Raw genomic sequence first — 19,288 nt, forward strand, 5'->3', positions numbered from 1 at the left:
TCGTATCCATGCAGGTCTGGCCTGGAGAGGCATATCCACTCGGTGCCACGTACGACGGCGCCGGCACCAACTTCGCGGTCTTCACCGAGGCCGCGGACCGAGTAGAGCTGTGTCTGCTGCACGACGACGGCTCGGAGACGGCGGTGGAACTGCGGGAGAGCGACGCGTTCGTACGGCACGCGTACGTGCCGGGCGTCATGCCGGGACAGCGGTACGGGTTCCGGGTGCACGGCCCGTACGCCCCGGAGCGGGGCTTGCGCTGCAACTCGGCGAAGCTGCTGCTCGACCCGTACGCCAAGGCGATCAGCGGCTCCATCCGCTGGGGCGAGGAGGTCTACGGCTACCACTTCGGCGAACCCGAGCGGCGCAACGACCTGGACTCGGCGCCGCACACGATGTCCTCGGTCGTGGTCAACCCCTACTTCGACTGGGGTGACGACCGGCGGCCCCGCACGGACTACCACCACACGGTCATCTACGAGGCGCATGTGAAGGGCCTCACGATGCGGCATCCGGGGCTGCCCGAGGAGCTGCGCGGCACCTACGCCGCCCTCGCGCACCCGGCGGTCATCGAGCACCTCACCGAGCTGGGCGTGACCGCGCTGGAGCTGATGCCGGTCCACCAGTTCGTGAACGACCACCGGCTGGTCGACATGGGCCTGAACAACTACTGGGGCTACAACACGATCGGCTTCTTCGCCCCGCACAACGCGTACGCCTCCTGGGGCGACCGCGGCCAGCAGGTCCTGGAGTTCAAGTCGGCGGTGCGGGCGCTGCACGAGGCCGGCATCGAGGTCATCCTCGACGTGGTCTACAACCACACCGCCGAGGGCAACCACCTGGGCCCCACCCTGTCCTTCCGGGGCCTGGACAACCCGCAGTACTACCGCCTGACCGACGATCCGCGCTACTACATGGACACCACCGGGACCGGGAACTCGCTGCTGATGCGGTCCCCGCACGTGCTCCAGCTGATCATGGACTCGCTGCGCTACTGGGTCACCGAGATGCATGTCGACGGCTTCCGCTTCGACCTCGCGGCCACCCTGGCCCGGCAGTTCCACGAGGTGGACCGGCTGTCGTCGTTCTTCGACCTCGTTCAGCAGGACCCGGTGGTCTCCCAGGTGAAGCTGATCGCCGAGCCGTGGGACGTCGGCGAGGGCGGCTACCAGGTGGGCAACTTCCCGCCGCTGTGGACCGAGTGGAACGGCAAGTACCGCGACACCGTACGGGACCTGTGGCGCGGTGAGCCGCGCACGCTGGCGGAGTTCGCGTCCCGGCTGACGGGCTCGTCCGACCTGTACCAGGACGACGGGCGGCGCCCGCTGGCCTCGATCAACTTCGTGACCTGCCACGACGGGTTCACGCTGCACGACCTCGTCTCGTACAACGAGAAGCACAACCACGCCAACGGCGAGGACAACCGCGACGGCGAGAGCCACAACCGGTCCTGGAACTGCGGGGCGGAGGGCGAGACCGACGACCCCGCCGTCCTCGCGCTGCGCCAGCGGCAGATGCGCAACTTCATCGCCACGCTGATGCTGTCCCAGGGCGTGCCGATGATCAGTCACGGCGACGAGTTCGCCCGCACGCAGCGCGGCAACAACAACGCGTACTGCCAGGACGGTGAACTGGCGTGGGTGGAGTGGCCGCAGGACGAAGGGGGCGGGGGTGACGGCCCGGACGGCGAGGCAGCCGGGTTGTCGCGTGAGCTGCTCGCCTTCACGCGCGCGATGGTCTGGCTGCGGCGGGACCACCCGGTCTTCCGCCGACGGCGCTTCTTCCACGGACGGCCGGTGCACGGCACCCACGACGACCTCTCGGACATCGCCTGGTTCACCCCGCAGGGCAAGGAGATGACCCAGCGGGACTGGGACAGGGCCCAGGCGTCGGCCCTGACGGTGTTCCTCAACGGCAACGCGATCTCGGAGCCCGGACCACGCGGCGAGCGCATCAGCGACGACTCGTTCCTGCTGATGTTCAACGCCTCCCCCAAGACCCTCGATTTCGTCGTGCCGGTCAACCACGGCCGCCAGTGGCAGGTGGTCGTGGACACGGCCCGAGCGGACATGGTTCCGCCGGAGACGGGGGCGAAGGTGCAGGCCGGGGATCGGTTGACGCTGGTGGACCGGAGTCTGACGGTGTTGCAGCGGCCGGTGTAGGGAGGTTCGGGGCGTCGGGACGGCACCGGCTTGTCGGGTCGGCGGCGTCGGGACGGCACCGGAGCGTCGGGACGGGGCCGGAGCGTCGTCCCGGCGGCGTCGGGACGGCACCGGAGCGTCGGGCCGAAGCCGTCGGGACGGCACCGGAGCGTCGTCCCGAAGCCGTCCGAACGGAACCGGCTCGTCCCACCGCCCGCGTCCCGACGGAACCGCAGCGTCGTCCCCACCCCCTCCCCTCCCCTCCCCTCCCGCACCATCGCCCGAATCCAGCCCCGGACTCGGGTCCACGTGGCGGCGCCGATGACACGAAGGGCGGCAGGACGGGTACGTAGCTCTCCATGACGCCTGAGCGACCCGACCCCACGCTGCCGACCGCCACCTACCGGCTGCAACTGCAGCCCTCGTTCCCCTTCGCGTCCGCCGAGGCGGCCGTGCCGTACCTGGCCTCGCTCGGCGTGTCGCATCTGCATCTGTCCCCCGTCCTGGAGGCGGTCCCGGGGTCGGGGCACGGTTACGACGTCGTGGACCACGCGCGCGTGCGTGCGGAACTGGGCGGCGAGGAAGGGCTGCGCGCGCTCGCGCGCACCACTCGTGAGCACGGCCTGGGTCTGGTCGTGGACATCGTGCCGAACCACATGGCCATGGCCCCGCGTCACAACCGCGCCCTGTGGGAGGTGCTGCGCGAGGGGCCCAAGTCGCCGTACGCGCGCTGGTTCGACATCGACTGGGAGGCGCAGGGAGGTCGGGTGCTGCTGCCGGTGCTGGGGCATCCGCTCGGTGAGGAGCTCGGCCGCCTGGAGGTCGACGGCGATGTGCTGCGCTACTACGACCAGGTGTTCCCCTTGCGTGAGGGCACCGAGGATCTGCCGCTGCCGCAGCTCCTGGACGCCCAGTGGTACCGCCCCGCGTGGTGGCGGTTGGCCCGTACGGAGCTGAACTACCGGCGGTTCTTCAGCATCTCGGAGCTGATCGGGGTGCGCGTCGAGGACCCGGACGTGTTCGAGGCCACGCACGCCAAGATCCTCCAGCTGCTCCACGAGGGTGTCATCGACGGGTTGCGCATCGACCACCCGGACGGCCTCGCCGACCCCGACGCCTATCTCCAGCGCCTCCACGAGGCGACCGGCGGGCGCTGGACGGTCGTGGAGAAGATCCTGTCGGACGGGGAGCACCTGCCGGCCTCCTGGCCGGTCGCGGGCACCACCGGCTACGACGCCCTGCGGCACGTCGACGGCGTCTTCACCGACCCGGCGGGCTTCGGGGAACTCCTCGGCCAGTACCGGCGGTTCGCGGCCCCGCAGACGGACCGGGGCGGGGACTGGGAGGCGACGGTGCGGCGAGCGGCGTACAAAGTGCTCACGCACGAGCTGGCCGCGGAGACCGACCGGCTGACGCGGGTGGCGAGCCGGGTGTGTGCCGCGTCCCCGGAGCTCGCGCTGCGCGACCGGGCGCCCTGGGCGCTGCGCACCGCTCTGCAGGAGCTCCTCGTCCGGCTGGAGGTCTACCGGCCGTACGCCTCCGGTGACGCGTCCCGCGTGGTCACCGAGGAGGCCGCCGCCGAGGCCCGGCTCGCCTTCGTCGTGCCCGAGGAGGCCGGCGCCGTCGACGTCGTGCGCGACCTGGTGCTCGGGCGGGCCGGTGAGGGGCCCGACCATGTGGAGTTCCGGACGCGGTTCGCGCAGACGGCGTCGGCGCTGCGGGCCAAGTCGGTTGAGGACACGGCGTTCTACCGCTATGTGCCGCTGCTTTCGGCGACCGAGGTGGGCGGGAACCCCGGGAGTCCCGCGGTCCCGCCGGACGAGTTCCACGCGTACTGCGCGCGCGTGCAGCGTGACTGGCCGCTGACCGGGACGGTCGCGTCGACGCACGACACCAAGCGCAGCGCCGATGTGCGGGCCGCGCTGGCCGTGCTCACCGAGTGCCCGCAGCGCTGGGCGGACGTTCTGACGGAGGTGACGCGGGAGGGCGAGGGTGTGCCGGACGCGCAACTGGCGTGGGCCGCCTGGCAGACGGTGTTCGGGCTGGGCGAGGCGGCCGTGGACCGGGTGCAGGAGGCCCTGCTCAAGCATGTGCGCGAGGCCGGGCTGTACACCAGCTGGACGGAGCAGGAGCCGCCGTACGAGGAGGCGGTGGCGGCGTTCGTCGCGACGGGGCCGTGCTCGGTCCCCGGCGAGCGCGTGGCCGCTCTCCGCAGCCGCCTGGCACCGCACATCAGGGCCAACGTGCTGGGAATGGCCCTGGCCCAGCTGACGATGCCGGGCGTCCCGGACGTGTACCAGGGAACCGAGGGCGAGTACCGGGCGCTGGTGGACCCGGACAACCGGCGGGCCGCGCGTTTCCCGCACGAGGATCCGGGCGAGAAGGGTGCCCTGACGGCGGCGGCGCTGCGGTTGCGCGGGCGGCGCCCGGAGGTGTTCGGCGACTCGGCGTCGTACGCGCCCTTGACCGCCGAGGGGCCGGCGGCAGCCCACTGTCTGGCCTTCGTCCGCTCCGGGGAGGTGGTGACCGCCGTGACGCGCCTGTCGCTGCGGTTGGCCGAGGCGGGCGGCTGGCGCGACACGACGCTGCCACTGCCTCCGGGGCGGTGGGCCGACGTACTGGATCCAGAGCGGGAGTTCTCCGGACACGCGCGCGTGGAGGAGTTGTTCGAGGGGCTGCCGGTGGCGTTGCTGGAGCGGGTCGTGGAGGAGTCGCCGTAGGGAACCGGGCGGCTCGTCCGCCGTGATGCGGCCTGCGCGCTCGCTGCCCACCTCCTCACCCGCTGCCCTCCACCGGCCCTCCGCAACGCCCGCGGGCGCGTACGCCCCGCCGAGCGCCCTGACTCGGCGTAGGCGCCCGGCTCGGGCCGCGCACGCTCCAGGGGTGCGTGCCGTGCGGTCGGCGCATGGTGACTGGGGCAGCGCCCTCCTCGGGCGTACGCCTCGCTGCTCGCTCCCGCACCGCACGTCCACGCTCGTCACACGGCGGGACGGCCCCGGCGCTCCCCTGCGGCCGGCGGCATCCGCGTCCCGGCGGTCAATGCATCTGGGCGCCCCCTCCGGGCGCCCCTCGAACTACTTGACAGCTCAACGAGAGCGTGGGGTACTGCGGATTGCGAAGCCGGGCGGACGGACGTGACGGGGGTGAGTCTCCTGCCGGAGCTGCGCTACCTCACCCTTGCCGAACTGGTCGTGGCCGCCCGGGCGCTGGCCGCGCACCGACCCGGCCTGTGCACGCTGAGACAGGTCGGAGCCTCCCGGGCCGGCAGGCCACTCCACCTGCTGTCCATAGGCCGCGCCCGACGGGCCGTCCTGGTGGTGGCGGGAGCGCACGCGAACGAGCCGACCGGAGGCTCCACGCTCCTCGCGGTCGCCGAACGCGTCCTGCACGAACCGGAGTTACGGGCCGACACCTCCTGGCACTTCCTGTTGTGCGCCGATCCCGACGGAGCGTGCCTGCACGTCACCCCGGCGCCCCGCAGCCTCTACGACTACCACCTCGGCTTCTTCCGGCCCGCCGCCGAGGAGCAGCCGGAGTGGGCACCGGCGGCACTGCCGAGCGACCGGTTGCCGCCCGAGACGCGCGCACTGACCCGCGTCATCGACGAGGTGCGTCCCTACCTCCAGGTGACCCTGCACGGCACCGATCTGGGCGGCAGCTGGGTGCAGCTGACGAAGGACGTGCCGGGACTGGCCGAGCCGTTCGCGAAGTCGGCGGCGGAGCTGCACATCCCGGTGGAGACCGGGGCGTCGGACGCGGCGGGCTGGCCGGCATCCGGGCCCGGTGTGCATGTGATGCCGGCGCCGGGCGCGGGCGCGGCGTACCCGAGCATGCCGGACGACGCGCGCAGCAGCACCTGGTACCACGTGCATCGCTACGGCGGTCTGACCGCGGTCGTCGAGGTGCCGATGTGGGCGAGCGACCTGGTGGACGATCCGGCGCCGCATCCGGCGCCGGACCGGGCGCTGCGGCGGCTGGCGGTCCGGCTGCGGCGGGACGCGCGGGAGGTCGAGCGGGTGCTCGGCGAGGCGCTCCCCCGCCTGGACGGCTTCGACGGGCCCCTGTTGCGGGCCGCCAAATGGGCGCTGGAGCTGGTGCCGGGGCTCGCCGCCGACTGGATGCACACGCCTCCGGCCGACGACACCATGGCGTACGTCGGGAGCGTGGACGCCTTCGGGCGACGGCTGCCGCTGCGCGCCGCGGCGATGCTGCTGCGCGTCCTGCAGGAGGCCGACGACAGCGCGGCGCCACGGCTTGAGCACCTCGTGGCGACCTGGAGCGATGCCTTCGCCGAACGCTTCCGGGCCCGCTGGGTGCCGTTGGAGCACCAGATCGAGCACCAGTCCCGGACGGTCCTGGCTGCGGCGCTGCACGCGCGTGACCGTTCCGCGTGACGCGCTCCGGCCACGCGCGCACAGTGCCGCAGGTCGTCGGGGTCAGCCGTCCACGGCGAACACGGCGCCCGTGCGGGCCGCCATCCCGCACCCGTTGGAGAACGTCTCGTGGTATTCGATCGGGTGCCCGTTCCATTCCCCGCGCGCGTGGGCGGTGACCGGCGCGTAGATCATCGGGCAGAAGGCGTCCTTGCGCTCCAGCCGGCGGATGTCGCCGCCGACCTTGTCGAGGTCCGCGCAGGCTTCGGCCGCCTTCCGGTGGCCTTGCGGCGGGTCGCAGAGCAGCAGCCGGCCGGGCGTCTCGGCGTTGCGGTCCTCTCCTTGGGTGACCGATACGAAGAGCCAGTTGCCGGTGTCGTGGCTGTGGGCCGCCGCCTGGGGCGGGGCCGTACCGAGAGCGAGGGCGGTGGCGGCCGCGGCGAGCAGACCGCCTCGCAGCGCTGCGATGTGCCGGGGCATTCCCGATGCGGAGGTGATGCGTTGCGTCATTCCCGATGCATCGGCACGGCGGCCCCGGCATTCCAGCCCGACTCACCCGAACGGGAGCACGCGGGCGCGTACCGCCCGGCGAGTTCGAACGTGGCGAGCACGACCCGCGACTGGTACTCCACCTGGCGTGCGACGGGGATCCAGCGTGCTCCGCAGCCGTCGCGGTAGTCCTCGCACCATTCGTCGAGGAGCCGGTCCAGTTCCGGCAGCACCCCGGCCGGGTCACGCCCGGCGCCCGTGACGAGCTGGTGCAGCAGCCCGGCCGTGCGAAGGGCCAGGCGGCGCCCGGCGATGCGCAGGGCGGCCAGGTGGGCGGTGCTGAGCGGAGGAAGGGGGCGGGCCCCGACGAGGACCGGGACGTCGGGGTCCCAGGTGTCGGCGAGCCCCGGGCAGACCAGTAAATAGTCGTCGACCGGGGCGAGCAGCCGCGCCGTCTCCGACTCGGCTGGCAGGTGGGGCCGCAGGCGCTCCAGCAGCCGGTTCAGGACCCGGGCGTCGTGGCGCAGGGTGTGGCTCACCCTGCGCAGGACCGTTTCCTCATCGGCGTGTACCGCACCGTCCTCCACCGCGGGCACGCCCCACATGGGGGCCTCGACGACCGCAGTGACGGTGCCGTGCCGGTGCGGGTGGAACCAGGTCGACTCGACGGCCGCCTCGGTGATGGCGGCGGCCAGATCGCCGCGGCGCGGGATCGGGATCCGGTAGACGGCGGGCCCCAGTTCCGGCCAGTACAGGGTGTCGTACGGGCCGAGTTCGCGCGGTATGCCCAGGCGGGCGGCGGCGTGTGCGACGCGCTGGGCGAGGCCGGGCAGGTCGTGGGTCAGCTCGACGAAGCCGCCGCCGACGTCCACGCCGTGCAGGGAACACTGGAGGAAGGGCCGCAGTTCGTCCTGCAGTTCGAGCAGAGCGCGGGTCTCCGGCAAGGTGACGGCGTCGGCCCCGTCGGGCAGCCATTCGGGCTGTTCCAGGAAGCCGGGCCGGAAGAAGTGCCGGAAGTAGCCGCCGAGCGCGTAGGGCCCGTGCAGCCAGCCCTCGTTGCGGCGCAGGCCGTCGGGGTCCAGGCACAGCAGCAGGTTCCAGGTGGCGTCGGCGCCCTCGTGCAGGCGCGGGTCGGCCAGGACCCGTTCGGCCAGCCGCAGCACGGTGGCGCCGCCGACCGGTTCGTTGGCGTGCGGGCCGGCCACGACGAGAGTCTGACGGCTGCCGTGCCCGACGGACAGCAGCCACAGGGGGTTGCCGGCGCGGGACGTCCCCACGCGGCGCAGCCGCGCGTCACGGGGTCGGCGGCCGACGAGCGCGGCCGCGCGGGCGCCCAGCTCGTCGACGGTCGGGTAGCGGAGGAGTGGCGGCAGGGCACACCTCCACAATGTGGTGCCGTCGATTCACCTGGTGTGCATGGTGTACGCACAGTCAGTCACGACTTGACGGGTACGTCAACACCGCAGCGGGTCAAAGGGATTCGACCCGGCGCGTCAAGTAGAGACAAGGCCGGAGCCGAGGTTCGGCTCAGTGCGCGGCGAGGCGGAACGACATCCGGCCGAAGCCGACCTGGTCGCCCTCGCGTACCACGACGGCGCCGACGACCCGCCGTCCGTTCACCGTGGTGCCGTTGGTGGAGCTCAGGTCGCGCAGGACCCACAGGCCGGCCTGATGGCTCAGTTCGGCGTGCACCCGGGACACCGTCTCGTGGGTCAGTCGCAACCCGTTGGCGGGGTCCCGGCCGATACGCAGCGGATGACCGGTCCCCGGGTGGGGCAGCAGCAGCTTGGGCAGACGTTCGGCCTGCCATGCCCGGCGCAGCCGTACGGTGAACCCGGAGATCGCCTCGACGGTGCCGAACACCACGCGCGACATGCGGCTCTCGACGGGCAGGTCGGCGGTGAGCACCGCGAGCTCGTCGACGCGGCGGGCGGCCAGGGCGAGTTCCATGCGCCGCACGAACGTGTCGTGCGACAGCCGGCCCATGGCGACGCCGTCACGGAGCACCTTCAGCGCCTTGTCGCGCTCCGCGTCGGAGAGCCGCGCGGGGTACGTGTTGAACTCGAAGGACGACGTCACGGTGCTGATTGTCGGTCAGTGAACCCGACCTGTCCAGAAAACGGGGAAACGGCCGCCACGCGCGCGTGAGGGGCGGGCGAGCCACGACACCCGCCGCGAAAGGGAAGATTCAAAAGCGGATTGATCTCTTTTGGAGCACCATGGACGGGCTACATCACGGTGAGCAGACGAAGGGGAACCGTCCGTGCAGTTCGAGGTGTGGGCACCGCAGGCCGGCCGTGTGACGCTGCATTGCGAGGGCGTCACGCGCGCGTTGGAGCGCGATCCGGATCGCGCCGGATGGTGGTGGGGGGAGGCAGAGGCGAGGGACGGGACGCGGTACGGCTTCGCGCTGGACGACGGCCCCGTACGGCCCGATCCGCGCTCCCGCCGGCAGCCGGACGGCCCCGACGGGCTGAGCGCGGTCGTGGACCACGAACGGTACGCGTGGCGGAGCGAATGGGCCGGGCGACCACTGCCGGGTGCGGTGCTGTACGAGCTGCATGTGGGCACGTACACGCGTGAGGGCACGCTGGACGCGGCCGCCGAGCGGCTCGGTCACCTCGTGGAACTGGGCGTCACCCACGTCGAGTTGATGCCGCTGACCCCCTTCCCCGGCCGGCACGGCTGGGGCTACGAGGGGGTCTCGCTGTGGGCCGTGCACGAGCCGTACGGCGGGCCACAGGCGCTGAAACGCTTTGTCGACCGGGCGCACGAGCTGGGCCTGGGCGTGATCCTCGACGTGGTGCACAACCACTTCGGCCCGTCCGGCAACCACCTGCCCGCCTTCGGTCCCTATCTCACGGACACGCATCACACGCCCTGGGGTTCCGCCGTCAACCTGGACGCGCCGGGCTCGGACGAGGTGCGCGCGTACCTCGTGCAGAGCGCGCTGGCCTGGCTGCGGGACTACCGGCTGGACGGACTGCGCCTGGACGCGGTGCACGCGCTGGTGGACACGCGCGCGTGCCACTTCCTGGAGGAACTGTCGACGGCCGTCGACTCCTTCTCCGCCGGCGTCGGCCGGCCGCTGTTCCTGATCGCCGAGTCCGATCTCAACGACCCTCGCCTGATCACCTCGCGCGACGAGGGCGGCCTGGGGCTGCACGCCCAGTGGAACGACGACTTCCACCATGCCCTGCACACGGCGCTGACCGGCGAGTCGCAGGGCTACTACGCCGACTTCGCCCGCGCCCCCATGGCAGCCCTCGCCAAGACCTTGACCGGCGGCTACTTCCACGACGGCACGTACTCCAGCTTCCGGGGCCGCAGCCACGGGCGCCCCTTGGACCGTACGCGCGTTGCGGGGCACCGTCTCCTCGGCTACAGCCAGACCCACGACCAGGTGGGCAACCGGGCCCAGGGCGACCGGCTCGCGGCCGCCCTCCTGCCCGGCTCCCCCGGCCTGCTGGCCTGCGCGGCCACCCTCACGCTGACCGCGCCGTTCACGCCGATGCTGTTCATGGGCGAGGAGTGGGCGGCGGGCACGCCCTGGCAGTTCTTCACCGACCACACCGATCCGGAGCTCGCCGAGGCGGTACGCAGGGGCAGGCGCCGTGAGTTCGCGGCGCACGGCTGGGCGGAGGAGGACGTGCCCGACCCGCAGGACCCGGCGACCAGGGAACGCTCCTGCCTGGACTGGTCCGAGCTCGACCGCGAGCCCCACGCGCGCGTGCTGGCCTGGTACCGCCGCCTCCTCGCCCTGCGTCACGAGCATCCCGACCTGACGGATCCCGACCTGTCCGACACCAAGGTGGCCTACGACGAGCCGAAACGGTGGCTCGCCTTCCGGCGCGGTGACGTACGCGTGGCCGTGAACCTGTCCAAGGAGCCCGCCGCGATCCCGCTGGGGCCCCGGCAGGCCACGGTACTGGCCGCGTGGGAGCCCGTGGAGGCACCGGGCGCGGACGGGGTGCTGCATGTGCCCGGGGAGTCGGGCGTGGTGCTGCTGCAGGGGTGAGCCGCCCACCGGAGGGAGCTCGCCGGCAGGGGGCGTATCCCTAGGTCGTGTCCTCCCGGAACTCCGTCACCCGCTCCAGCAGGATCGCCTCCCAGGCGTGCTGGAGTTGTGCCCGCAGCAGCGGAAGTGGTGTCCCGCCCCCGCCGTCGAGACGGTCGGCGAGGCGAAGGACCGCGTCGCAGCGGGCCAGCCAGAGGCCGCGCAGGCAGGGGCGGGCGCCGTAGCCGGCGAGGGTGGCGGCGCGGACCGCGGCCGGGGAGCCGACGGCGAGCGCCAGGCCGGCGATGTCCTCGGCGGGGTCGCCGAGGACGCTGTCGGCCCAGCCGAGGACACCGCGCACCCGGCCGTCGCCGCTGACGACGAGGTGGTCGCCGGTGAGGGCGTGGTGGACGAGGATCGCGGCGCCGGGCTGGGCGGCGAGTTGTACGGCGGCCTGCTGGGTCAGCTGGCGCAGGCGGGTGGCGTCGAACTCGTCGGCGGCGGTGAGGCGCCCGGCGGCGTTCTCGGCGGCCCGGCGCAGGGTCTCCAGGGAGCGCGGGGCGGCGCGGGGCACGCCCAGCGTCTCGGCCTGCCGTACCGGCACCTCGCGCAGCCCGGTGAGCAGTCCGGCCAGGTCGGCCTCGCCGACGGCGGAGACGTCCTGCTCCCCGCCGGACCCGCCGGGCACCTTGGTGTCCAGCGTGTAGGTGAGACCGGGCGCCCACTCCCCGTGCGCGACGCTCGTCGGGACGGCGACCGGGACGTGCGGGCGGACGAGGTCGCGCAGGCGCAGTTCGCGGCGCTGGCGGGCGGCGGCCTCGCGGTTGGGGGCGAGGCGCAGCACATGGCGGGTGCCGACCAGCCAGGTGGCCGGTTCGGCGCCCGGCGCGGCGGGGCGGACCTCGGGTCCGGCCGAGTGGGACGCGCCCTCCTTGAGCAGGGAACGAACCAGTCGGCGGACGGTGTCCGCGGTGGGTGTCGGTGCCTGGGTCATGGTCGCGCCGTTGTCGCTCGGGGGTCTACGGGGGCTCCTTGCGCCGGGATCGGTCACCGGGTCAGTCCACTATGACCATCTCCCGGGTCGTGTCGTTGAGCCGTCGGCCGCCGTCCTCGGTGACGGTCACGATGTCCTCGATGCGCACCCCGAAACGGCCGGGCAGGTAGATGCCGGGCTCCACGGAGAAGCACATGCCGGGCACCAGGGGCTGCTTCTCGCCCTCGATCATGTACGGCGGCTCGTGCGTGGTGACGCCGATGCCGTGCCCGGTGCGGTGGATGAAGTACTCGCCGTACCCGGCGTCCGCGATGACCGCGCGGGCGGCCCGGTCGACGTCCTGGCAGGCGGCACCGGGCCGTACCGCCCGATAGCCGGCCTGCTGGGCCTCGCGCACGAGGTCGTGGACCCGGCGCTCCTCGTCGGTGGGTTCCCCGACGTGCACCGTGCGGGAGGTGTCGGAGCCGTAGCCGTCCTTCAGGCCGCCGAAGTCGAGGACGACCATGTCACCGCGTTCCATCACGCGGTCGCCGGCCTCGTGGTGCGGGTTCGCACCGTTGGGGCCGGAGGCGACGATGGTGAAGTCGACCTGGGAGTGGCCGAACCGGCGCAACAGGTCGGCCAGGTCGCCGGCGACCTGCGACTCGCGCCGGCCGCCGAAGGGAACCTTCCGGATCTCCTCGAACGCCGCGTCGGCAGCCGCTCCCGCCGCCACCAGCAGCTCCAGTTCCGCGGCGTCCTTGACGGCCCGCAGCATCGGCAGGGCGTCGGTGAGGGAGGCGTAGGAGGTACGCGGCAGCGCCTTCTGCAGGGCCAGCAGGTGCATGGCCCAGGCGTTGTCGCTGATGCCGAACCGGCCGCTCGCGTCGAGGAGCGAGGCGGTGGCGGCGTAGGGGTCCCGGCCGTCGGTCCAGTCGCGCAGGGTGAGACCTGGGGCTCCGGCGGCCTCGGCGGCGTCGGGGGCCTCCAGGGCGGGCACGACGAGGACGGGGTCCTGGCCGGGGACGAGGACCAGCAGGGTGAGGCGTTCGGTCTCGGCGGGGGGCGCGTAACCGGTGAGCCATACGAGGTCGGGGCCGGGTGCCACGAGGAGGCCGGCCAGTCCGGCGTCCGCGGCCGTCCGTGCGGCACGTTCCCTACGGGCCCGGTAGTCGTCGGCGGTGAAGGGCGCGGGTGCGGTGCCGGTCATCCGGGCCTCCCTGGGCGCTGATAAGGACTACGGGCAGCATCCTGCCCGGACGGAGGGGGCGGCGCGAGCCGGTCGACGGGTCTTTCGGCTGGCGGACCTCGTACGGCGTCAGTTCTCCAGGGCCATGCGGACACCGAGGAGCAGCATCACGCCGCCGGAGACCTGTTCCAGACGCCTGCGCACGCCCGCGCGGGACAGCACGTTCTTCATACGGCCGACGAACCACACGTACAGGCCGTAGTAGCCGACCTCCCAGACCGCCCAGAGCGCGGCGAGGCCGACCATGGTGGGCAGGTGCGGGGCTCCAGCCGGCACGAACTGCGGGAGGAAGGACATGGCGAAGACGGCAGCCTTGGGATTGGCCAGGTTCAGCAGCAGCCCGCCGCGGTAGGCGGCCCAGCCGCTCCCGCGGGTGCCCTCCCGGGCGACGTCGTCCGATCCCCCGTCCCGCTCGGCGCGGCGCGCCTGGCGCAGCGCCTGGACGCCGATGCCGACGAGCACGACCGCGCCGACGAACCGCATCACGTCGTAGGCCACCTCGGATGCGGCCAGCAGGGCGGTCAGACCGAAGGCGGCGAGGACGCCCCGGACGAAGACACCGGTCTCGTTGCCCAGCGCGGTCAGGAATCCTGAGCGCCTGCTGTGCAGTGACTGCTTGATGATCAGCACGGGGCTGGGGCCGGGGGAGGCGGCGACGAGGGTGCAGGCCCCCAGGAAGGCGAGGAGCGTGGTCGGCATGGGGGCATGGTGACCCTGCCCGCCGGACGTGACCAGCGGTTTTCGCCGGCTCGTCGGGCGGAGGGGCGCGGGTCAGACGACGACGCCCGGGACCACCGTCAGCTGCTGGTAGCCGCCGCTGCGGTGGCGCACGGTCAGCACGGCCCGGCGGCCCGGACGGGCCTCGGCGACCGCTCGCGCGAGGTCCGCGGCCGTGTCGATGCGGGTCCTGCCGAACGCGAGGATCACGTCGCCTCGGATCAGGCCGGCCGCGTATCCGGGGCCGGGGACATGGACGCCGACGAGTCGGGCACCGGGCTTCTCGTCGTCCACGGCCTCCACACCGAGGGTCGCGACGGCGGGCGCCGGTGCCGGGGGCGGCGAGGCCGGGGAGCCGGGCTGTGCCGAGGTGGTCGGGCTCACGGGGACCGTGGGCCCGGTCTGCCGCTGCAGCTCGGCGAGTCGGCTCATTCCGATCAAGGTCGCCCCTACGGTGCCGAGTCCGATCCCGGACAGGAGCAGGACCATGCCGAGGAGCAGGGCCGCGAGGACGGCGGTGAGCCGTCGGCAGCGCCGGCGGGGCACGGCGTGCGGGCGGTGCGCGCCGGGGCCGGCGCCGGTGTCGTCGTCGGGCCGCTGACCTGGCAGCTGACCTGGCAGCTGACCTGGCATGGGCTTGGGTCGCAACGCAGTCTGTTCCATCCGATCGCCTCCGGCTGGTGACTACCCTGCGCACCGGTGCGCAACGAGCCACGATCGAGTGAGACTGCCCGGCGGTCAACCGCGGGAAGCGGCAGGCGACACGGCCGGAGACGACGACGGCGAGGGGGGCGCACGGACTGCCGCCCCCCGCCGGGCGGCCACCGACGTGCCCGGCGCTCGCGGTACCGCGAGGGCTCAGCCGAGGGCAGGTACGGCGGGCGGGCGGTCCGGCAGAAAGCCGTGGGCCCGGCGGGCCAGGTAGGGAGCCTTGTAGCGGTCGACCTCCCGGTGCCAGTTCAGGATCCCGGACAACCAGTTCTGAAGGTCGGTGACGTAGTTCCCCATGATCTCCCGGGCCTCGTCGGAAAGCCCGAAGTCCTCGTACATGATGGGCAGTTCGTGCGCTGCCACGTGCTCGAACTGCTGCATGCGCTGGGTCATCAGGTCGTGGACGACACGCAGCGCGGTCGGGTAGTCGATGCCGAAGAAGTTCTGCACGACGAGGATGGCGTTGTGGATCTCCCCCTCGTACTCGATCTCCTTCTGGTACGAGAAGAGGTCGTTGAGGAGGCAGGCGTAGTCGATGGCGGCGTTCTCCAGGGAGCGCACGGGGCCGCTGCGGTACACCTCCGGCGGGACGGCGGGGCCGTGGCCCATCCGGCACAGGCTCAGGGTGAGGTCGGAGCCGAAGGTGGCGCGGCGCATCTCCAGGTAGTCGACCGGGTCGGGGATGCGGTTCTGGAGCTGGTTGGACAGCTCCCACACCCAGCTCTGTGTCATGACGTCGACCGCGTCCTTCAGGAACCCCCGGTGCTCCTGGGACATGCCCGCCGTGGTGCGCGCCCACAGGTCGGCGAGTCCGCGTTCCATGGCGTTGACCGGGACGACCGCCTCCTCGCCGGCAAGGGGCATGCAGGCCGAGAGGCGCTGTGTGGTCAGCCGGGCGGCGGCCAGGTCGCGGCGGTGGCCGTGGACGAGCGGGTAGTAGTCGTCGCCGTAGGTGCCCCAGGCCAGCCACTGCGAGCTGAGGTCGAGCTCCTCGGGTGTGGCGTCCGGGTCGAGGCCGGCCGCGCACAGCGGGAGGTCGTAGGCGGCGAGCTTGTCCTCGTCCCAGACGCCCTCCTGGAGGATGCCCATGCGGTGTGCCCATGCGGTCAGACGGCCGCGGGCGTCGTTCAGATGCGGGCTGAGTTCCACCTGGAAGGGCATGTGGAACTCGGGCAGGATGGACGGGCCCACCTTCTGGAACGGCACATGCGTGTAGGCGCGCAGCCGTTCGGCACCGGCCGCCGCGAGCAGGGCGCCGACATCGGCTGCGGAGGTGCCGGGGCCGGTCAGGGCCCGCCAGGGCGTGGTGGGTTCGGCCCGGCCGTTCATGTACCGGCTGGAGCGCATGTGCCACTCGTGGCCGCCGGACTGCCAGTCCTGCAGCCCCTGGGTGTAGGCCGCGACGGCGGCGACCTCCTGGGGGGTCAGCCCCTTCTCCAGTGCGACGGCCGGGACTTCCGTGAGCGCGGTGTGTTCGAACTGGTGGAGGCGGGAGGTGAGGACGTCGTTGACGGTGTCGGCGGCCTCCTGGGTGGTGCAGCCGAAGAAGGTCTCCAGGACCAGCACGCCGTTGCTGAGTTCGCCTTCGTCCTCGACCTCGCGCTGGTAGGAGAACAGGTCGTTGCGCAGGTGCACGGCGTCGGAGAACGTCTCCATCAGAACCCTGAGCGGCCTGGACCCGGCGACCGAGGCGGGCACTTCGGCCGTGGCGTACTCCACGAGCCCGGACGACCAGGGGGCGCCGCCCACCTTGCGGCGCATCTCGATGTACTCGACGGGGTTGGCGATGCGCCCCTCGTTGATGTTGGACAGCTCCCACAGCGACTCGTTGAGGAGGTGCTCGGTGGCGACGGCGAAGCGACGGCGCCAGTCGACCGACATCGAGGGCACCGTGCGCGTCCACAGGTCGGCCAGGCCCGCCTCGACCGGGTTCTGCGGTTTCGGCATGGGAGCCGACAGGTCCATCGGCATGAACAGGGGCAGCCTGTCCAGGTGGGCCCTGCCGCCGACGCGGTCCTGGGTGCGCTTGAAGAGCTCCAGGAAGTGGTCGTCGAAGAAGAAGACCCACACGTACCAGTCGGTGATGAGGGACAGTGCGGGGCCGTCGCAGTCGGGGTGGGTGTAGGCGCACAGCAGTCCGTAGTCGTGCGCGTCCAGGTCGGCCCGCTCCCAGACCCCGGACCCTTCCAGCATGCCCATCTCGCGCGCCCACGCGGTCGAATGGGCGCGTGCCTCGTCGACGTGAGGGTTGAGCCGCGCGGGATACGGCATGTAGAAGTGCGGGAGTTCGAAGGGCTGCTGCGTCATGGCCGGGCCCTACCCCCGGCCCTCGACGGGCATCCACGGCCCGGGACATGATCACACCATCGCGTGAATCACCGGTGAACCGGGGAGTCCTCACCGGGCCTTGTGGCGTTCCTCCCCCACGCACGCGGACTTTTCGCAAGCGAACCTCTCGAGCTTCGCGCGAGCGGGGCTCGCCTGCACACCCGCCCGGCACACGTCAATCTGTCGGTCCGCACCGATGTACGCCACCTTGGTCGCATGACCTCCTTCTCGCTTCCGCACGAGGTGCACGGTGAGGGCGCCCACAAGGTGTTCGCCGTGCACGGCTGGTTCGCCGACCGGTCCGCGTACGCCGCCGTCCTCCCCGACCTCGACCGTACGGACTTCACCTACGTCCTCGTCGATCTGCGCGGCTACGGCGGCGCCAAGGACGCGGCGGGTGCCTGCACCACCGCCGAAGCCGCTCACGACCTGGTGGAGCTGGCAGACCGCCTCGGCTGGGAGCGGTTCTCGGTGGTCGGGCACTCCATGGGCGGTGCCGTCGGGCAGCGCCTCCTCGCGGTCGCCCCGCACCGGCTGCGCAGGCTGGTCGGGGTGTCACCGGTGCCGGCGTCGGGGCTGGCGCTGCCGCCCAAGCAGTGGGAGCTGTTCGCGGACGCCGCGCACAAGCCGGAGAACCGGCGCGCCATCATCGACGTCACCACGGGTGGCCGACGCCCCGCCGCCTGGCTCGACCGCATGGTCGCCCGTTCGCTCGCGGTCAGCGACCAGAAGGCGTTCCGCGCCTGGCTGGACTCCTGGGCCACGGAGGACTTCCACGGCCGGGTCGAGGGCTCCCCGGTACCCGCGCTCGCCGTCGCCGGCGCCTTGGACCCCGCCCTCTCGGCCGATCTGCTGCGCCGCACGTGGATGACCTGGTACCCCCGGGCCGAGTTGTGTGAACTGCCCGCCGCGGGCCATTACGCGATGGACGAGACACCGCTGGAGCTGATCCGGGTGGTCGAGGACTTCCTGCGCGCGGACGACGCGGCCGGGGGCGAGCAGTGAGCGTCCACGACGCTCCCGCGGTCCCCGACGTCTTCGACCCCCGGCGTTACGCCACCGGCGTGCCCTACGACGCCTATCGCGTCCTGCGCGACCACCACCCCGTGGCCCGGCAGGAGGAGCCCGAGGTGCTGGGCTGGCCGGGCGGGCCCGGGTTCTGGGCGGTCACCCGGCACGCGGATGTGGTGCGGGTGCTCAAGGACTCCACCACGTACTCCTCGCACCTCGGCGCGACCCAGATCCGCGACCCGGACCCGGACGACCTGCCGTTCATGCGGCGCATGATGCTCAACCAGGACCCACCGGACCACGGCCGGTCGAGACGGCTGATCAGCCGGGCCTTCACCCCCGGCCGAGTCGAGCGCTTCGCCCGGATCGCCCAGCGGCGGGCGCGTACGCTCCTCGCGCGAGCCGTGGACACCGCTCGCGCCACCGACGGCACCGTCGACCTGGTCACCGCCGTGACCGACGACTACGCGCTGCTCAACCTGGCCGACCTGCTGGGTGTGCCGGTGGCCGACCGCGGACTGCTGCTGCACTGGACGCAGCGGGTCATCGGCTACCAGGACCCCGACGAAGCGGGCTCCCCCGTACTCGACGCGCAGGGCAGGCCCGTCAATCCTCGTTCACCGGCGATGCTGCGGGACATGTTCGACTACGCGCGCCAACTGGCCGCGCACAAAAGGCGGTTCCCCGACGACGACGTCATGACCGTCCTCGCGCACTCCCGGTCGCCGGCTTCGTCCGAACCGGGAGGCACCCCGGACGCCGAACTCGGCTGCCCCGAGCTGGAGATGTTCTTCTTCCTGCTCACGGTCGCGGGCAACGACACCGTCCGCAGCGCCGCGCCGGGCGGCCTGCTGGCGCTGGCCGAGCGTCCGGAGGTGTACGCGCGGCTGCGTGCCGGTGACGTGGAACTCGGCCCGGCGGTGGAGGAGTTGATGCGCTGGCATCCGCCGGTCCTCACCTTCCGCCGCACCGCCGCGTACGACACCGTGCTGGCGGGGCGGCTCATCCGCGCCGGAGACAAGGTCGTCGTCTTCCACGCCTCCGCCAATCGCGACGAGCGTGTCTTCGCCGCCCCGGACCGGCTGGACCTGTCCCGCAGCCCGAATCCGCATGTCTCCTTCGGGGACGGCCCGCACGTGTGCCTGGGCGCGCACTTCGCCCGGCTGCAGTTGCGCGTCCTCTACCGGGAGGCTCTGCGGGCGCTGCCGGTGCTGCGGCTCACCGGGTCCCCTGAGCGGCTGGTGTCGAACTTCATCAACGGTCTGAAGTCGCTGCCCGTGCGGCTGATGTGATGTACGG

The 19,288-nt window shown here is 72.5% G+C and carries 14 protein-coding genes; 6 read left to right on the forward strand and 8 right to left on the reverse strand.

The features are described 5' to 3' along the window. The first annotated feature begins 8 nt into the window (after nucleotides 1-8). From glgX to ACWCPI_RS00560, 3 genes are all read left to right on the forward strand, one after another. Entirely contained in the window at nucleotides 9-2,162 is a 2,154-nt protein-coding gene (glgX, locus tag ACWCPI_RS00550) for a glycogen debranching protein GlgX (RefSeq protein WP_451035999.1), read from the forward strand. 338 nt (nucleotides 2,163-2,500) lie between these two features. After that, on the forward strand, nucleotides 2,501-4,861 hold the full coding sequence (gene treY, locus ACWCPI_RS00555; RefSeq protein WP_451036000.1) for a malto-oligosyltrehalose synthase: 2,361 nt from the start codon (nucleotides 2,501-2,503) through the stop codon (nucleotides 4,859-4,861). 423 nt (nucleotides 4,862-5,284) lie between these two features. After that, nucleotides 5,285-6,535 carry a M14 family zinc carboxypeptidase gene (locus ACWCPI_RS00560; RefSeq protein WP_451036001.1) on the forward strand — a complete coding sequence of 417 codons (1,251 nt, stop codon included), beginning with the start codon at nucleotides 5,285-5,287 and terminating at the stop codon, nucleotides 6,533-6,535. A gap of 42 nt (nucleotides 6,536-6,577) precedes the next feature. On the opposite strand, the gene ACWCPI_RS00565 is transcribed toward ACWCPI_RS00560, so the two are convergent. The 3 genes from ACWCPI_RS00565 to ACWCPI_RS00575 form a co-directional block, all read right to left on the reverse strand. Next, nucleotides 6,578-7,024, reverse strand: a complete 447-nt coding sequence (locus ACWCPI_RS00565) for an SSI family serine proteinase inhibitor (RefSeq protein ID WP_451036002.1) — start codon at nucleotides 7,022-7,024, stop codon at nucleotides 6,578-6,580. Beyond that, nucleotides 7,021-8,391 carry a M14 family zinc carboxypeptidase gene (locus ACWCPI_RS00570; RefSeq protein ID WP_451036003.1) on the reverse strand — a complete coding sequence of 457 codons (1,371 nt, stop codon included), beginning with the start codon at nucleotides 8,389-8,391 and terminating at the stop codon, nucleotides 7,021-7,023. The genes ACWCPI_RS00565 and ACWCPI_RS00570 overlap by 4 nt, the downstream gene beginning before the upstream one ends. A 139-nt stretch (nucleotides 8,392-8,530) precedes the next feature. Next, nucleotides 8,531-9,082 (reverse strand): DUF1707 and FHA domain-containing protein, encoded by a 552-nt coding sequence (locus ACWCPI_RS00575; protein ID WP_451036004.1) that lies wholly within the window; start codon nucleotides 9,080-9,082, stop codon nucleotides 8,531-8,533. Nucleotides 9,083-9,266: 184 nt separating this feature from the next. Here ACWCPI_RS00575 and treZ point away from each other — a divergent pair, with 184 nt between their 5' ends. Next, nucleotides 9,267-11,021, forward strand: coding sequence for a malto-oligosyltrehalose trehalohydrolase (gene treZ / locus ACWCPI_RS00580; protein ID WP_451036005.1), 1,755 nt, complete (start codon nucleotides 9,267-9,269; stop codon nucleotides 11,019-11,021). Between the two features lie 40 nt (nucleotides 11,022-11,061). On the opposite strand, the gene ACWCPI_RS00585 is transcribed toward treZ, so the two are convergent. The 5 genes from ACWCPI_RS00585 to cyc2 all read right to left on the reverse strand — a co-directional run bounded on the left by ACWCPI_RS00585 (nucleotide 11,062) and on the right by cyc2 (nucleotide 16,957). Further along, entirely contained in the window at nucleotides 11,062-11,994 is a 933-nt protein-coding gene (locus ACWCPI_RS00585) for an aminoglycoside phosphotransferase family protein (protein WP_451036006.1), read from the reverse strand. 61 nt (nucleotides 11,995-12,055) lie between these two features. Next, entirely contained in the window at nucleotides 12,056-13,183 is a 1,128-nt protein-coding gene (locus tag ACWCPI_RS00590; protein WP_451036007.1) for a M24 family metallopeptidase, read from the reverse strand. 108 nt (nucleotides 13,184-13,291) lie between these two features. Further along, nucleotides 13,292-13,921 carry a LysE family translocator gene (locus ACWCPI_RS00595; protein ID WP_451036008.1) on the reverse strand — a complete coding sequence of 210 codons (630 nt, stop codon included), beginning with the start codon at nucleotides 13,919-13,921 and terminating at the stop codon, nucleotides 13,292-13,294. A 72-nt stretch (nucleotides 13,922-13,993) separates the two neighbouring features. After that, complete coding sequence (locus ACWCPI_RS00600; RefSeq protein ID WP_451036009.1) at nucleotides 13,994-14,602, reverse strand: PDZ domain-containing protein; 609 nt, start codon at nucleotides 14,600-14,602, stop codon at nucleotides 13,994-13,996. Between the two features lie 195 nt (nucleotides 14,603-14,797). Further along, nucleotides 14,798-16,957: a germacradienol/geosmin synthase Cyc2 gene (gene cyc2, locus ACWCPI_RS00605; protein ID WP_451036010.1), complete on the reverse strand. Its 2,160-nt coding sequence runs from the start codon at nucleotides 16,955-16,957 to the stop codon at nucleotides 14,798-14,800. A 237-nt stretch (nucleotides 16,958-17,194) separates the two neighbouring features. On the opposite strand from cyc2, the gene ACWCPI_RS00610 reads away from it, so the two are divergent. Both ACWCPI_RS00610 and ACWCPI_RS00615 read left to right on the forward strand, forming a co-directional pair. Continuing rightward, nucleotides 17,195-17,983 (forward strand): alpha/beta fold hydrolase, encoded by a 789-nt coding sequence (locus ACWCPI_RS00610; RefSeq protein ID WP_451036011.1) that lies wholly within the window; start codon nucleotides 17,195-17,197, stop codon nucleotides 17,981-17,983. Next, complete coding sequence (locus ACWCPI_RS00615) at nucleotides 17,980-19,281, forward strand: cytochrome P450 (RefSeq protein ID WP_451036012.1); 1,302 nt, start codon at nucleotides 17,980-17,982, stop codon at nucleotides 19,279-19,281. The genes ACWCPI_RS00610 and ACWCPI_RS00615 overlap by 4 nt, the downstream gene beginning before the upstream one ends. The last annotated feature ends 7 nt before the right edge of the window (nucleotides 19,282-19,288 follow it).

Source organism: Streptomyces sp. NPDC001920 (assembly GCF_053594495.1).

Coding starts and splice junctions, on each gene's coding strand:
- ACWCPI_RS00595 (WP_451036008.1), bottom strand. CDS start 13,921: ATGCCGACCACGCTCCTCGCCTTCCTGGGGGCCTGCACCCTCGTCGCC.
- ACWCPI_RS00590 (WP_451036007.1), bottom strand. CDS start 13,183: ATGACCGGCACCGCACCCGCGCCCTTCACCGCCGACGACTACCGGGCC.
- ACWCPI_RS00610 (WP_451036011.1), top strand. CDS start 17,195: ATGACCTCCTTCTCGCTTCCGCACGAGGTGCACGGTGAGGGCGCCCAC.
- treY (WP_451036000.1), top strand. CDS start 2,501: ATGACGCCTGAGCGACCCGACCCCACGCTGCCGACCGCCACCTACCGG.
- ACWCPI_RS00600 (WP_451036009.1), bottom strand. CDS start 14,602: ATGGAACAGACTGCGTTGCGACCCAAGCCCATGCCAGGTCAGCTGCCA.
- ACWCPI_RS00565 (WP_451036002.1), bottom strand. CDS start 7,024: ATGACGCAACGCATCACCTCCGCATCGGGAATGCCCCGGCACATCGCA.
- cyc2 (WP_451036010.1), bottom strand. CDS start 16,957: ATGACGCAGCAGCCCTTCGAACTCCCGCACTTCTACATGCCGTATCCC.
- glgX (WP_451035999.1), top strand. CDS start 9: ATGCAGGTCTGGCCTGGAGAGGCATATCCACTCGGTGCCACGTACGAC.
- ACWCPI_RS00585 (WP_451036006.1), bottom strand. CDS start 11,994: ATGACCCAGGCACCGACACCCACCGCGGACACCGTCCGCCGACTGGTT.